Origin of the sequence: Agrobacterium tumefaciens (assembly GCF_005221385.1) — a bacterium.
Taxonomy (GTDB): domain Bacteria; phylum Pseudomonadota; class Alphaproteobacteria; order Rhizobiales; family Rhizobiaceae; genus Agrobacterium; species Agrobacterium tomkonis.
Genome location: NZ_CP039904.1, coordinates 646880 through 661445, shown reverse-complemented (window position 1 = coordinate 661445; position 14566 = coordinate 646880). Strand labels below are relative to the sequence as shown.

Annotated in this window: 10 protein-coding genes and 1 riboswitch; of the genes, 9 read left to right on the top strand and 1 reads right to left on the bottom strand. The window is 59.8% G+C overall.

Annotated features, from left to right (window positions below; translation table 11 throughout):
* The first annotated feature begins 21 nt into the window (after nucleotides 1–21).
* The 5 genes from CFBP6623_RS18205 to CFBP6623_RS18185 all read left to right on the top strand — a co-directional run bounded on the left by CFBP6623_RS18205 (nucleotide 22) and on the right by CFBP6623_RS18185 (nucleotide 6957).
* Nucleotides 22–423, top strand: coding sequence for a hypothetical protein (locus CFBP6623_RS18205; protein WP_170979833.1), 402 nt, complete (start codon nucleotides 22–24; stop codon nucleotides 421–423).
* Nucleotides 424–427: 4 nt separating this feature from the next.
* On the top strand, nucleotides 428–2431 hold the full coding sequence (locus CFBP6623_RS18200) for an acetyl-CoA carboxylase biotin carboxylase subunit (RefSeq protein ID WP_062653051.1): 2004 nt from the start codon (nucleotides 428–430) through the stop codon (nucleotides 2429–2431).
* Nucleotides 2432–2573: 142 nt separating this feature from the next.
* On the top strand, nucleotides 2574–4715 hold the full coding sequence (scpA, locus tag CFBP6623_RS18195) for a methylmalonyl-CoA mutase (RefSeq protein ID WP_046799809.1): 2142 nt from the start codon (nucleotides 2574–2576) through the stop codon (nucleotides 4713–4715).
* 13 nt (nucleotides 4716–4728) lie between these two features.
* On the top strand, nucleotides 4729–5145 hold the full coding sequence (mce, locus tag CFBP6623_RS18190) for a methylmalonyl-CoA epimerase (RefSeq protein ID WP_046800021.1): 417 nt from the start codon (nucleotides 4729–4731) through the stop codon (nucleotides 5143–5145).
* 267 nt (nucleotides 5146–5412) lie between these two features.
* Nucleotides 5413–6957, top strand: coding sequence for a glycerol-3-phosphate dehydrogenase (locus tag CFBP6623_RS18185; protein ID WP_046799808.1), 1545 nt, complete (start codon nucleotides 5413–5415; stop codon nucleotides 6955–6957).
* Nucleotides 6958–6981: 24 nt separating this feature from the next.
* Here CFBP6623_RS18185 and CFBP6623_RS18180 read toward each other — a convergent pair whose 3' ends face one another.
* Complete coding sequence (locus CFBP6623_RS18180; RefSeq protein WP_046799807.1) at nucleotides 6982–8208, bottom strand: ROK family transcriptional regulator; 1227 nt, start codon at nucleotides 8206–8208, stop codon at nucleotides 6982–6984.
* A gap of 244 nt (nucleotides 8209–8452) precedes the next feature.
* Between CFBP6623_RS18180 and xylF the strand changes: the two genes are divergently transcribed.
* From xylF to metE, 4 genes are all read left to right on the top strand, one after another.
* Nucleotides 8453–9493, top strand: coding sequence for a D-xylose ABC transporter substrate-binding protein (gene xylF / locus CFBP6623_RS18175; protein WP_046799806.1), 1041 nt, complete (start codon nucleotides 8453–8455; stop codon nucleotides 9491–9493).
* An 87-nt stretch (nucleotides 9494–9580) separates the two neighbouring features.
* On the top strand, nucleotides 9581–10885 hold the full coding sequence (locus CFBP6623_RS18170) for a sugar ABC transporter permease (RefSeq protein WP_404801044.1): 1305 nt from the start codon (nucleotides 9581–9583) through the stop codon (nucleotides 10883–10885).
* An 18-nt stretch (nucleotides 10886–10903) separates the two neighbouring features.
* The gene (locus tag CFBP6623_RS18165) at nucleotides 10904–11686 is read left to right on the top strand and encodes an ATP-binding cassette domain-containing protein (protein ID WP_046799804.1); all 783 of its coding nucleotides are present in this window, start codon (nucleotides 10904–10906) and stop codon (nucleotides 11684–11686) included.
* 60 nt (nucleotides 11687–11746) lie between these two features.
* Nucleotides 11747–11963: riboswitch (cobalamin riboswitch) on the top strand.
* A gap of 100 nt (nucleotides 11964–12063) precedes the next feature.
* Nucleotides 12064–14415: a 5-methyltetrahydropteroyltriglutamate--homocysteine S-methyltransferase gene (metE, locus tag CFBP6623_RS18160; protein ID WP_080843224.1), complete on the top strand. Its 2352-nt coding sequence runs from the start codon at nucleotides 12064–12066 to the stop codon at nucleotides 14413–14415.
* Nucleotides 14416–14566 lie beyond the last annotated feature (151 nt).

Sequence of the window (14566 nt, the reverse complement as noted above, 5' to 3'; positions counted from 1 at the left end):
ATAATGGAGGAGGGAGGCGAAATGGGTGTCGGTATATTTCAGATCGATATGGATTGGCTGCAACGCTGGCTGCGGCAGGGGTTTCGCCTTGGCTCCGGTAAGGCATCCGGTAACCGCAACCTGAAACCCAGACTGACGCCGGAGGCCGCACGGCTCGATCACCGGCAGATGCTGCGTTTCATGGCGCTCAATGCGGCAGTTGGCGTGCTGATCGGCGTCTGCGTCGGTGCAGCGCTGATCTTTCTCGACATTGGCGGTTTGGGCGCGCGCATCGGCCGTGCGGCAAATCCTGCCGTGCCCGTATTGCTGGTCGTCGTGCCCATAGCGTCCCTGTTCGGCGCGGCGGCCGCTGCCTCGGCGATCTTGCTGATGCCCTATGAAAAGAAATTCCGCGAAGATGATGACGATGCGAGGGGAGAATAACCGCATGATCAAGAAAATCCTCATCGCCAATCGCGGCGAGATCGCCTGCCGGGTGATCAAGACGGCGAAGAAAATGGGCATTGCCACCGTCGCGGTCTATTCTGATGCGGATGCCAATGCGCTGCATGTGAGACAAGCGGATGAAGCCGTTCATATCGGCCCTTCCCCTTCGTCGCAGTCTTATATTGTCATCGACAAAATCCTTGAGGCTATCGCAAAGACCGGGGCGGATGCGGTACATCCGGGTTACGGGTTCCTGTCGGAAAATGCCGCCTTTGCCGAGGCGCTAGAGAAGGCGGGCGTCATTTTCATCGGCCCGCCCGTCGGCGCCATCAAGGCGATGGGCGACAAGATTACCTCGAAGAAACTCGCGGCGGAAGCGGGTGTTTCCACTGTTCCCGGCCATATGGGGCTGATCGGTGATGCCGAAGAGGCGGTGAAGATTGCATCGCAGATCGGTTATCCCGTGATGATCAAGGCCTCTGCCGGCGGTGGCGGCAAGGGCATGCGTATCGCCTTTAACGACGCCGAGGCGCGGGAGGGTTTCCAGTCCTCGAAAAACGAGGCGAAGTCCTCCTTTGGCGATGACCGCATCTTCATCGAGAAATTTGTCACCCAGCCGCGCCATATCGAGATACAGGTGCTGGGCGATCGGCACGGTAACATTCTTTATCTCGGTGAGCGCGAATGCTCGATCCAGCGCCGCAACCAGAAAGTCATAGAGGAAGCGCCATCGCCGTTTCTGGATGAGGCGACCCGGCAAGCGATGGGGCAAGAGGCCGTGGCGCTGGCAAGGGCCGTCGGCTACCATTCGGCCGGAACGGTGGAATTCATCGTCGATGGCAACCGTAATTTCTATTTTCTGGAAATGAACACCCGCCTGCAGGTGGAGCATCCGGTAACGGAACTCATCACCGGCATTGATCTGGTCGAACAGATGATCCGTGTCGCTGCCGGGGAAAAGCTTTCGTTCGGGCAGGCGGATGTGAAGCTGAACGGCTGGGCGATCGAAAGCCGGCTTTATGCCGAAGACCCCTATCGCAACTTCCTGCCCTCCATCGGCCGCTTGACGCGGTATCGCCCGCCGCAGGAAGGCGAGCAGGAAAACGGCACCGTCATCCGCAACGATACCGGCGTTTTCGAAGGCGGCGAGATATCGATGTATTACGATCCGATGATCGCCAAGCTGTGCAGCTGGGGTGAGGACCGCGAAACGGCAATCGACACCATGGGAGAGGCGCTGGACCGTTTCGAGGTGGAGGGTATCGGCCACAACCTGCCGTTCCTGTCGGCCGTCATGCAGCATGAGCGTTTTCGCGCCGGACGCCTGACGACGGGCTTTATCGCAGAAGAATTTCCAGAAGGCTTTTCCGGCGTCGAGCCTGATGAGGCTTCGGCGCGTAAACTTTCCGCCATCGCGGCCATTATTCAGCAGCGGTTGCAGAACCGCGCGGTGGAAATTTCCGGCACCATCGGCAATCATCGCCGCATTGTCGGTCAGGACTGGGTCGTGTCATTTGGCGCTTCCCATCACCGGGTCGGCGTTGAAACCGGCGCAGATGGCACGGCGATCCGTTTTGAGGACGGCACAGCGTTGACGGTTGATACCGGCTGGCTTCCCGGCCAGAGACTCGGGCTGTTCACGGTGGCGGGCGAGGTGATCGCCGCCAAGGTTGATCTTGCCGGTGCCGCGATCCGCCTTCGCTGGCGGGGCATGGATGTTGTCGCCCGCGTGCGCAGCCCACGCGTGGCGGAACTGGCGCTGCTGATGCCGGAAAAACTGCCGCCGGATACCTCGAAACTGCTGCTCTGCCCCATGCCGGGCGTCATCACCGGCATCTCGGTCGGTGAGGGTGATGAGGTGGAAGCCGGTCAGGCGCTGGCGACGGTGGAGGCCATGAAGATGGAAAACATCCTGCGCGCGGAAAAACGCGGCCGCGTCGCGAAAGTTTCGGCTAAGCCGGGCGACAGCCTTGCTGTTGACGAGGTGATCCTCGAATTCGAGTGATGGCTGTTACCATTTCTCCGGAACGGATGCGGGCGGGAGCGGTTTACGGGGTCGGCAGGTTTGGCCCGGCAGGGGCATGGCTGGATTTCGGTCACGATTGCCCGCCACAATGTTAAGATGAAATGCAGAAGGGGAGAGATGCATGTCGGGTGAAAAAACGGTGCGGGATTGGCTGCAGCTTGCCGAAAAGGAGCTGAAGCGGTCACCGGAAACACTCGTCTGGCATACGCCTGAAGGCATAGAGGTCAAGCCGCTCTATACGGCCGACGATCTGCAAAACACGTCCCATCTCGAAAGCCTGCCGGGCTTTGCGCCCTTCACCCGCGGCCCGCGCGCCACCATGTATGCCGGGCGGCCCTGGACAATTCGCCAATATGCCGGTTTCTCCACGGCGGAGGCCTCGAACGCTTTTTACCGCAAGGCGCTCGCCGCCGGCCAGCAGGGCGTTTCCGTCGCCTTCGATCTCGCAACCCATCGCGGTTATGACAGCGATCATCCACGCGTGGAAGGCGATGTCGGCAAGGCCGGCGTGGCGATCGATAGCGTCGAGGACATGAAAATCCTGTTCGACGGCATCCCGCTTGAAAAAGTCTCGGTATCGATGACTATGAATGGCGCGGTCATTCCCGTGCTTGCCAATTTCATCGTCGCCGGCGAGGAACAGGGCGTTTCGCGCGAAAAACTTTCGGGTACGATCCAGAACGATATTCTCAAGGAGTTCATGGTCCGCAATACCTATATCTATCCGCCCGAACCTTCGATGCGCATCATCGCCGATATCATCGAATATACCGCAAAAGAGATGCCTAAATTCAACTCCATCTCGATTTCCGGCTATCACATGCAGGAGGCGGGCGCGACGCTGGTGCAGGAGCTTGCCTTCACGCTGGCGGATGGCCGGGAATATGTGCGGGCCGCCCTTGCGAAAGGGCTGAATGTCGATGATTTTGCCGGCCGCCTGTCGTTCTTTTTCGCCATTGGAATGAATTTCTTCATGGAAGCGGCCAAGCTCCGCGCCGCCCGTTTCCTCTGGTCGCGCATTATGGAAGAGTTCAAGCCGCAAAAGGCCTCGTCGCTGATGCTGCGCACCCATTGCCAGACATCCGGCGTCTCGCTGCAGGAACAGGACCCCTATAACAACATCGTCCGCACCGCCTTTGAGGCCATGTCCGCCGTGCTTGGTGGTACGCAGTCGCTGCACACCAATTCCTTCGATGAGGCTATTGCCCTGCCGACGGAATTTTCCGCCCGCATCGCCCGCAATACCCAGCTTATCCTCCAGCACGAAACCGGCGTCACCAAGGTCGTCGATCCGCTGGCCGGTTCTTATTATGTCGAGAGCCTGACGGACGAACTGGCGCAAAAGGCCTGGGCGCTGATCGAGGAAGTCGAGGCGCTTGGCGGCATGACCAAGGCCGTAACGGAGGGGCTGCCGAAGCGGTTGATCGAGGAGGCCGCGACACGCCGACAGGCAGCGGTCGACAAAGGGGAAGAGGTCATCGTCGGGGTCAACCGTTACCGGTTGGAGACCGAAGAGGATATTGATGTCCTCGACATCGACAACGCCGCCGTGCGCGCCGCGCAAATCCGCCGGCTTGAGGACACCAAACGCCGCCGGGATGGTGGAGATGTTTCCAAGGCGCTGGTCGCACTCTCCGAAGTCGCCCGCAGCGGCAAGGGCAATATTCTCGAAGCAGCAGTCGCCGCCGCCCGCGCCCGCGCCACGGTTGGCGAGATTTCCGATGCGCTGCGCCTGGCCTTCGGCGATCACGCCGCCGTGCCGGAGGTGGTGAGCGATATTTACGGCGAGGCCTATAAAGACGAGCCCGAGCTGGCCACGCTCGCCGCCCGGCTTTCCGGCGTTGCTGAGAGGATCGGCACGAAACCGCGCATCATGGTCGCCAAGCTCGGGCAGGACGGGCATGATCGTGGCGCGAAGGTCATCGCCTCCGCCTTCGGTGATATCGGTTTCGATGTGCTGGCCGGTCCCTTGTTCCAGACGCCGGCCGAAGCGGCCGATCTTGCTGTTCAGAACAAGGTGCATGTGGTCGGCATGTCATCGCTGGCCGCCGGCCACAAGACCCTTGCGCCGCAGCTGGTCGAGGCGCTGAAACAGAAAGGTGCGGGCGATATCGTCGTTGTCGTCGGCGGTGTCATTCCGCGTCAGGATTACCAGTTTCTGCTCGACCACGGGGTTTCGGCAATCTTCGGACCCGGCACCAATGTCATGGATGCCGCCAACAAGGTCCTAGATCTGCTGGAAGGCATCAGGCGGAACGCGTAAGGGAAGGATGGCCATGTTTGGAAGACTAAATCATGTCGCCATCGCGGTGCCCGATCTCGATGCCGCCGTGGCCCGTTACAGGGCGTTGGGCGCAGATGTCTCGGAACCGCAATCGCTACCCGAACACGGCGTGACGGTGGTGTTCATTCAGGTTGACAATACCAAGATCGAACTTCTTTATCCTCTCGGGGAAAATTCGCCGATTGCCGCGTTTCTCGACAGAAACCCGGGCGGCGGCACCCATCATCTCTGCTTCGAAGTGCCTGATATTCTCGTGGCCCGCGACGATCTCGTCAAAAAAGGCGTCCGAATTCTGGGCGATGGCGAGCCGAAGATCGGCGCGCATGGCAATCCCGTTCTCTTCCTGCACCCTAAAGACATGGGCGGCGTGCTCTATGAGCTTGAGCAGGTTTCTCAGACATATGGCTGAAACATAAATCTCCTAGAGCATTTCCAGAAAAAGTGGACCCCGGTTTTCCGTCAGGAAATGCGGCAAACAAGAAGTGAGAGCGTTTTCGCGATTCGCAGAAAACCGAAAGTGCTCCGGGAGACTGACGTTGTGAAGCGCTGCTCATGGCGACGATATTGCTTGCGTTTGCAATGTTCGTTTGTTTTCTTTTGACATTCGTTTTGTTTTCGTTTTTATATAATTGTCTTTCCATAAGGGGTTCCTCCCCTGCATTGTCGCGGAGGCTTCATGTCCGGCGAAAACATTTTCGATCTTTTTGTCATCGGTGGCGGCATCAATGGTTGCGGCATTGCCCGCGATGCGGTGGGCAGGGGTTACTCCGTGGCGCTGGCGGAAAAGGGCGATTTTGCCTCCGGCACGTCCTCCGCCGCCACCAAACTCATTCACGGCGGCCTGCGTTACCTCGAACATTACGAGTTTCGTCTGGTGCGTGAAGCCCTGATGGAGCGGGAAATCCTTTGGGCCATGGCCCCGCATGTCATTTGGCCGATGCGCTTCGTTCTGCCCATCCAGAAGGGCGGCGTACGCCCGGCCTGGATGGTCCGGCTCGGCCTGTTTCTTTATGACAATCTCGGCGGCCGCAAGCTGCTGCCGGCGACCCGCACGCTCGATCTTCGCAAGGACCCGGCGGGCAAGCCGCTGAAACCGGCTTTCGCCAAGGCTTTCGAATATTCCGATGGGTGGGTGGATGACGCCCGTTTTGTGGTACTCAATGCGCGCGATGCCGCGGATCGCGGCGCGACGATCATGAACCGCACGCGGGTCGTTTCCGCGCGGCGTGAAGGCGGCCTCTGGCTCATCGAAACGATGGATGAAAAAACCGGACGGGCTGCCACGCACAAGGCGCGTATGCTGGTGAATGCCGCTGGTCCCTGGGTGGACAAGGTGCTGTCCGGCGTCTTTGGCCGCCAGGATGTTCATAATGTCCGGCTCGTACAGGGCAGCCACATCATCGTGCGCAGGAAATTTTCCGATCCGCGCGCCTATTTCTTCCAGAACCCTGATAACCGCATCATCTTCGCCATTCCCTATGAGCGGGATTTCACGCTGATCGGCACAACGGACCGCGATTACAAGGGCGATCCGGCGAAGGTGCGCATCTCGGAGGAAGAGATTTCCTATCTCTGCAATGCCGCCAGCGACTATTTCAGCGAAGCGGTAAAGCCGGAAGACATCATCTGGACCTATTCCGGTGTGCGGCCGCTTTTTGATGACGGTGCTTCGAAAGCACAGGAAGCCACGCGCGATTACGTGCTGAAGTTGGAGGGAGGGGACGGCGAAGCGCCGCTTCTCAACATTTTCGGCGGCAAGCTGACCACCTATCGGCGGCTGGCGGAACATGCGCTGGAAAAGATCGGTGCGGCGATCGGCGATAAGGGCAGGCCATGGACGGCGGGCTCTCACCTGCCGGGCGGTGATTTCGGTGTGGAGCGATATGAAAATCAAGTGAGGGGGCTGATTGACCTGTATCCCTTTCTTGAGCGCCGCCACGCGGAACGTCTCGTCAGGCATTACGGCACCAAAGCGGCAGATCTGCTCGGTCCGGCCACCGACATATCCGGCCTCGGCCGCTATTTCGGCGGCACGCTATATGAATGTGAGGTTCGCTTTCTGGTGCAGCATGAATGGGCCTGTGCGGCAGAAGATATTCTCTGGCGGCGCACGAAGCAGGGCCTGTTGCTCAGCAAGGAACAGGCGGCCGGTCTGGATGAATTCGTCCGGCTTTTGACAGGCGTCGAGGAAAAGACCGTTGCCGTGGCGGAGCGGGCCTGAGCTCCTGGCAATTCCCAATAAGCCTCACGCATTGCGCGCCGATTTCTCCGGGCCATCGGCGCTCAATATATAGTCGTCGGCAGCGGAAAGCGCGTGTTCCATATGCCCTTCGAATACCAGTTCCGGTTCGTCGGGCGTGATGCTGATTTTGGGCATGCCGCCGAAACGTACCGCCTGCGATTGCGCAAGGCCATCATGCAGGCCGCTTTCCAGAAGATCGAAATAACGCGTGCCGGGTCCTGTCACAAAAACCGGCATATGGCCATGCAGGCTGAACAGGCGTGAAAGACCGTTGCCGAGCGCAAGCCCGGCGGTGCGGAAGGCAAAGCGCGCCATGCGTGCGCCGGCGCGGGCGGAAGCGGCGATCTTGTCTACTTCGGCAATCGGCACGAATTTGGCCGGTTCGGCCTGGGGTGGGGCTTCGAAAGCCGAGCGTAGGATGGCGTAGAACCCGGAATAGGCTTCGATACAGCCTTTGGTGCCGCAGCGGCACAGGGCGCCATCGGCCAGATGCAGCATATGGCCGAAATTGGGGGCGCTGACCTCGATTGTACCGCCTGCGGAGCGGGCGATGCCGAGGCCGATGCTGTGGCCGAGCGACAGGGTGACGAGCGCTTCCGGCGCCGGCTCGTCTTTCGTCTGCTCGCGCATCCTGATGGCCTTGGCGGCGAGCAGGGTTTCGTTGTTCAGTGTCACGCGATTGCGGCCGTCAGCGGAAAGCAATTGCCGGAAATCGATCCTTTCATTGCCGAGTACCGGTGACCAGACGAGCGTTGCCGCTGCCGCATCCACCAGCCCCTTGCTGCTGATCGATACCTGAAGAATATCGTGCCGATCGATGCGTGAGCGGTCCGCAAGCCGTGCGAGGCCGGCGAGTATTGCCCCGCCGAATGTGCCTTTTTCGGCAGCTAACCTCTGTTCGGTGAAGCGATCCACCAGCTTGCCGGCATAATCAACCAGCGAATATTGCACGCTGTCGGAAGAAATGATGACGATGGCGACGTGGCAGAATGCGCCGCGCGGCGCAAAGAGAATGCGCGGCCGCCCGCGACCGGTGGCGGCGAGCTGTTCCTTGCGCAGAATGAGGCCGGCGCGCTCAAGTTCCATGGTGATGGCGGAGACGGTGGCCGAGGCGAGCCCGGTGAAGGAAGACATGTCGGTGTGGGAAAGGCTGCCGTGCAGGCGCAGGGCCGCCATAACCGACAGGCTGTTTTTCTGGCGCACCAGTTCCGTACTTGCAATGGCGGACATGGGCTGGGGCCTGCTCCCTGAACGGCTTTTTCCTGTGGTGTTGACCCCCGTCTGATGGCGCATGCCAGAGCGAAGATCAAGGCACCCGGATGCTGCCCGCAGCCGTTGTTGACAGCATTGGGAATCTCTGACATTAATTTTCTCGACTGTCGAGAAAATTGTGCAATCACAGAGACCGTCAGCTTTTTTCCGGGCGTTTTCCCTGCATGGAGGTGTGGGGCTTCGCCCTTACCGGGAGGACATCATGAATTCGTTTGCCAAGCTTTTGGCGGGTACGGCCGTACTCGTTTCCCTGCATACCGCCGCCATCGCGGCTGATCTCGTCGTTGGCGTTTCCTGGTCGAATTTCCAGGAAGAGCGCTGGAAGACGGATGAGGCGGCCATCAAGGCAGCACTCGACAAGGCCGGCGCGAAATACATTTCCGCCGATGCGCAGTCTTCTGCCGCAAAGCAGCTGACCGATGTGGAGTCGCTGATTTCGCAGGGCGCCAATGCGCTGATCATTCTGGCGCAGGATAGCGACGCGATTGGCCCGGCGGTGGAGAAGGCCGTTGCCGAAGGCATTCCGGTTGTTGGTTATGACCGCCTGATCGAAAATCAGAACGCCTTCTACATCACCTTCGACAACAAGGAAGTTGGCCGTCTTCAGGCTGCCGAAGTTTTCAAGGTCAAGCCGGAAGGTAACTACGTCTTCATCAAGGGCTCGTCTTCCGACCCGAATGCGGACTTCCTGTTCGCCGGCCAGCAGGAAGTGCTGAAGGCCGCCATTGACGGTGGCAAGATCAAGAATGTCGGCGAAGCCTATACCGATGGCTGGAAGCCGGAAAATGCCCAGAAGAACATGGAACAGTTCCTGACCAAGAATAACAATAAGGTCGATGCGGTCGTTGCCTCGAATGACGGCACGGCCGGTGGCGCTATTGCCGCTCTCGCTGCGCAGGGCATGGCCGGTTCGGTTCCCGTTTCCGGTCAGGATGCAGACTTCGCGGCACTTAACCGCGTTGCGCTTGGCACGCAGACGGTATCGGTCTGGAAAGACAGCCGCGAACTCGGCAAGGAAGCAGCCGGCATCGCGCTGGAACTGGCCGGCGGCAAGAAGATGACGGAAATCAAGGGCGTCACCAGCTTTGATGGCGGTCCGAAAAAGGTAGCGATGCAGTCGGTCTTCCTCAAGCCGATCGCGATCACCAAGGACAATCTGAACGTCGTCATCGATGCCGGCTGGATCAAGAAGGAAACGGCCTGCCAGGGTGTGAAGGCCGGAACCGTGAAGGCCTGCGACTAAGACCCAAGGGTCCAGCTTTGGGCGCTGCGCCACATCGGTGGCGTGGCGCCTTTCAGATGTAAGGAGGACCGGCAGTTCATGGCCGATATGACCCAATCCAATTCCACAGCGTCGCAAAAGACGGAAAAGACAGGCTCGATAACGCGCTTCATCAGTGCCACGGAGCTGGATACCAGGCTGCTCGGCATGGTCGGGGCGCTTCTTCTGATCTGGATCGGATTTCATATCCTGTCTGGCGGCCTGTTCCTGACGCCGCGAAACCTCTGGAACCTTTCAGTGCAGACCGCGTCCGTGGCTGTCATGGCAACCGGCATGGTGCTTGTCATCGTCACCCGCAATATCGATCTGTCGGTCGGGTCGATCCTCGGTTTTTCCGGCATGATCATGGGGGTCATGCAGGCAGAAATCCTGCCGCAGCTTCTCGGCTTCGAACATTGGGCGACATGGATCGTCACGCTTCTCACCGGCATTCTCGTCGGCGGCGCGATCGGCATGTTGCAGGGCTCGATCATCGCTTTCCTGAACGTGCCGTCCTTCATCGTCACGCTCGGCGGGTTGCTGGTCTGGCGCGGTGGCACCTGGTTTATTACCAGCGGGCGTACCGTTGCGCCGATGGATTCCACCTTCCGTCTGATGGGCGGCGGCACCAATGGCTCGATTGGCGCGACATGGAGCTGGATCGCCGCTGTCGTGGCCTGCGTCGCCATCGTGGCGGCCATCCTGAATTCCCGCCATCAGCGTCGCCGTTTCGGTTTTCCGCTGCGGCCGGTCTGGGCGGAATATTTTCTGGTGGCGCTCGGCTGCCTCATTGTTATCGGTTTTGTGGCGGTGGTGAACAGCTACCCCTGGCCTATCAACATTGCCCGCAACTATGCTGACGCCAATGGCATAACCTGGCCGGAAGGCGGGTTGTTCATTGCGCACGGCATTGCCGTTCCGGTGCTGATGGCGCTTGCGGTTGGTGCGGTCATGACCTTCATCGCCACGCGGCTGCGCTTCGGGCGTTATGTCTTCGCCATTGGCGGCAACCCGGAGGCTGCGGAGTTGGCCGGCATCAAGACCCGCTGGGTCACGGTCAAGATCTTCACGCTGATGGGCGTTCTCTGCGCCATCGCCGCAGCCATCTCGACCGCTCGCCTCAATGCGGCCACCAATGCGCAAGGGGAGCTGGACGAGCTTTACACCATCGCGGCGGCTGTCATCGGCGGCACCTCGCTTGCCGGCGGTGTCGGCACCATAGCGGGCGCGATGCTCGGCGCGCTCGTCATGCAGTCGCTGCAATCCGGCATGGTGCTGGTGGGTATTGATACGCCCTTCCAGCGCATCGTCGTCGGTGTGGTTCTGGTCGTCGCCGTCTGGCTCGACACCATCTACCGCGCCCGCGCCAAGTAAGAACCGAGGAGAACTCCTATGACGGACCAAGTCACGCCCCTCGTGGAAATGCGCAATATTTCCATTTCCTTCGGCGGCATCCATGCGGTGGAAAACGCCTCTGTTGACCTTTTCCCCGGTGAGGTGGTCGCCCTTCTCGGCCACAACGGCGCGGGCAAATCGACCCTTATCAAGATCCTCTCCGGCGCCTACCGGCGCGATGGCGGCGATATCCTCATCAATGGCGAGGATGCGGATATCCGTAATCCCCGCGACGCTAAGAAATACGGCATCGAGACCATCTACCAGACGCTGGCCGTGGCCGACAATGTCGATGCGGCGGCCAATCTTTATCTCGGTCGCGAGCTGAAAACGAAATGGGGCACGCTTGACGATGTCGCCATGGAAGCCTCAGCCCGCGAGGTGATGGGGCGTCTCAATCCCAATTTCCGGCGGTTCAAGGAGCCGGTGAAGGCGCTGTCCGGTGGCCAGCGGCAGTCCGTCGCCATTGCCCGCGCCATTCTGTTCGATGCCCGTATCCTCATCATGGATGAGCCAACGGCGGCACTCGGGCCGCAGGAGACGGCGCAGGTGGGCGATCTCGTCAAGGAGCTGAAACGGCAGGGCATCGGCATCTTCCTCATCAGCCACGATATTCACGATGTCTTCGATCTTGCCGACCGGGTCTTCGTGATGAAAAACGGCAAGGTTGTCGGCCATGCCCGGACTGAGGATGTCACTAAAGACGAGGTTCTGGGCATGATCATTCTCGGCAAGGTGCCCTCGGGTGCCGTTCCGGGGCCGGGCGCGGTCGCATCCTGAAATGGGGAAATAAAGACATAAAGATTTCTTTATGTCTATTGACATCGTGACGCCTGTGGTGAGAAATGCTGACGTCATGGTTCTCCGGGCCTGAATGTTTCAATCTCGGAGCTAAGAGGGAATCCGGTGCGCCGACGATCGGCAAGGCCGGAGCTGCCCCCGCAACTGTAAGCGGCGAGCCTTTGTCCATCCACGTCACTGGGGTGAAAACCCCCGGGAAGACGGGCAAAGGCGACGACCCGTAAGCCAGGAGACCTGCCAGGACAAAATAACGTCCACGGGCGGGGTGTCCCGGTGGTTGCTGCAATGGTTCGGCAAAGGTCGGGCCTGCACGCGTCCGCTTTACCCATGCCCCCACAACCAAATGGGGTATGACAATGCCAAACAAGACCATTCCAGTCGCATCGCTCGGTTTTCCGAGAATTGGCTGCCATCGCGAATTGAAGTTCGCGCTTGAAGGCTTCTGGTCGGGAAAGATTCCCGAGACGGAACTTCTTGAAACCGCCGCCAGGCTGCGCGCCGAAAACTGGGTGCTTCAGCGCGAGAAGGGGATCGCCCACATCCCCTCCAATGATTTCTCCCTCTATGATCATGTTCTTGATACAGCCGTGATGGTGGGTGCCATTCCGTCGGTCTACGGATGGGAAGGTGGAGACGTTTCCCTGTCGACCTATTTCGCCATGGTGCGTGGCAGCCAGAGCGAGGCCCATGCGGGTTGCGGCCACGCCCACGGGGCAGATGACCTTCACGGGTTGGGCGTTCGGGCGCTGGAAATGACCAAGTGGTTCGACACGAATTATCATTACATGGTGCCGGAGGTTTCCGAGGATCAGCATTTCGTGCTCACCTCGCAAAAGCCGGTCGAGCATTTTCTTGAGGCGAAGGCGCTCGGCATTCACACTCGTCCCGTCATCCTCGGTCCGGTCACCTTCCTGAAACTTGCCAAGGCGCGGGAGGCCGTTTTCAAGCCGCTCGATCTGCTGGCGAAGCTATTGCCTGTTTACGAAGAACTGCTGCGCCGTCTGCATGCGGCCGGTGCGAACTGGGTACAGATAGACGAACCAGTTGCCGCGTTGGACCTTTCCGAGGGTGAACGCCATGCGCTCACAATGGCCTATCAGACCTTGTCGAAAGCCGCGCCGGACCTGAAAATCCTCGTCGCCACCTATTTCGGCGGGCTTGAGGACAATCTGGAAACCGTTGTGGCACTTCCGGTCGCGGGTCTTCATATTGATCTGGTGCGTGCGTCCAATGAGTTCGAGGCTGTGCTGAAGGCTTTGCCCGCAAATCGCGTCCTTTCGCTCGGTGTCATTGATGGTCGTAACATCTGGCGTGCCGATCTTGCGGCAATCGTTGATCGGCTGGAAGCGGCCATTGCCGCGCGGGGCGTAGAAGCGTTTCAAATTGCTCCTTCCTGCTCGCTGCTGCATGTTCCCGTCGATCTCGAACTGGAAACCGGCCTTGATGCCGACCTGAAAAGCTGGCTTTCCTTCGCAACCCAAAAGCTCGGCGAGCTTGCGACGCTCGGCAGGGCGCTCGGTGAGGGCAAGGTTGCGGTTGCGGCTGAACTGGGCGCGGCTTCGAAGGCAGCTGCCACACGCGCCTCGTCGCCAAAGGTGACGAATACAGCCGTGCAGAAACGTATCGGAACGATCGGCGAGGCCGACAGGCAGCGGACGAGCGCCTTTGCCGAACGGCAGAAGGTGCAGGCGCAGGCCATCACCCTGCCGCTCTTCCCGACGACGACCATCGGCTCCTTCCCGCAGACGCCGGAGGTGCGCAAGGCCCGGTCCGCGCATGCGAAAGGTGCCCTGACAGATGCGCAATATGAAGGCTTTCTGCAAAAGGAAACCGAAGCAACCATCCGTTGGCAGGAAGAAATAGGTCTCGATGTCCTCGTTCACGGCGAGTTCGAGCGCAACGACATGGTGCAATATTTCGGCGAGCAGCTTTCCGGCTTCGCTTTCACTCAGCACGCATGGGTGCAGAGTTACGGCTCGCGTTATGTCCGCCCGCCGATCATCTTCGGCGATGTGTCGCGGCCGAAACCGATGACGGTTCGCTGGTGGGAATATTCGCAGTCACTCACTGATAAACCCGTCAAGGGCATGCTGACCGGTCCGGTAACGATCCTCAACTGGTCTTTCGTCCGCGACGATATCGCCAGAAGCTTGACATGCCGGCAGATCGCGCTGGCCATCCGTGATGAGGTCAATGATCTCGAGGCGGCAGGCGCGCAGATGATCCAGATCGATGAAGCAGCTCTTCGTGAAGGTCTGCCGCTTCGGCATCGGGATTGGCAGCACTATCTCGGCTGGGCGGTGGAGTGCTTCCGCATTTGCTCGAGCGGCGTGGGCGATCACACACAGGTCCACACCCATATGTGCTATTCGGAGTTCAACCAGATCATCGATGCGATTGCCGCAATGGATGCCGACGTGATTTCCATCGAGACCTCACGTTCGAAGATGGAACTGCTGGATGCTTTCCGGACCTACAAATATCCGAACCAGATCGGCCCCGGCGTTTACGACATCCATTCGCCGCGTGTACCGGCCGTCGGCGAAATGGTTGACCTTCTGGCACTGGCGCGAGAGCGGCTTGACGATCGGCAACTCTGGATCAACCCGGATTGCGGCCTGAAAACCCGCAAATGGGAAGAGGTGAGGCCGGCGCTCGTCAACATGGTCGCCGCAGCTGCGGAACTTCGGCGCGCGCTGCCCCGATAATAGGCGAGGCCCGGCGAAAAACCGGGCCTCGATCATCATTTACGATGAAATCCCTTGGGAGGGGCTATGCGCAGGCAGATGCAAGATGCGTCAATTCATTTCAAGGCGTTCCCGGCTGGAGGAAGGTGCGGGAACGCTTCGTGCTACGCAT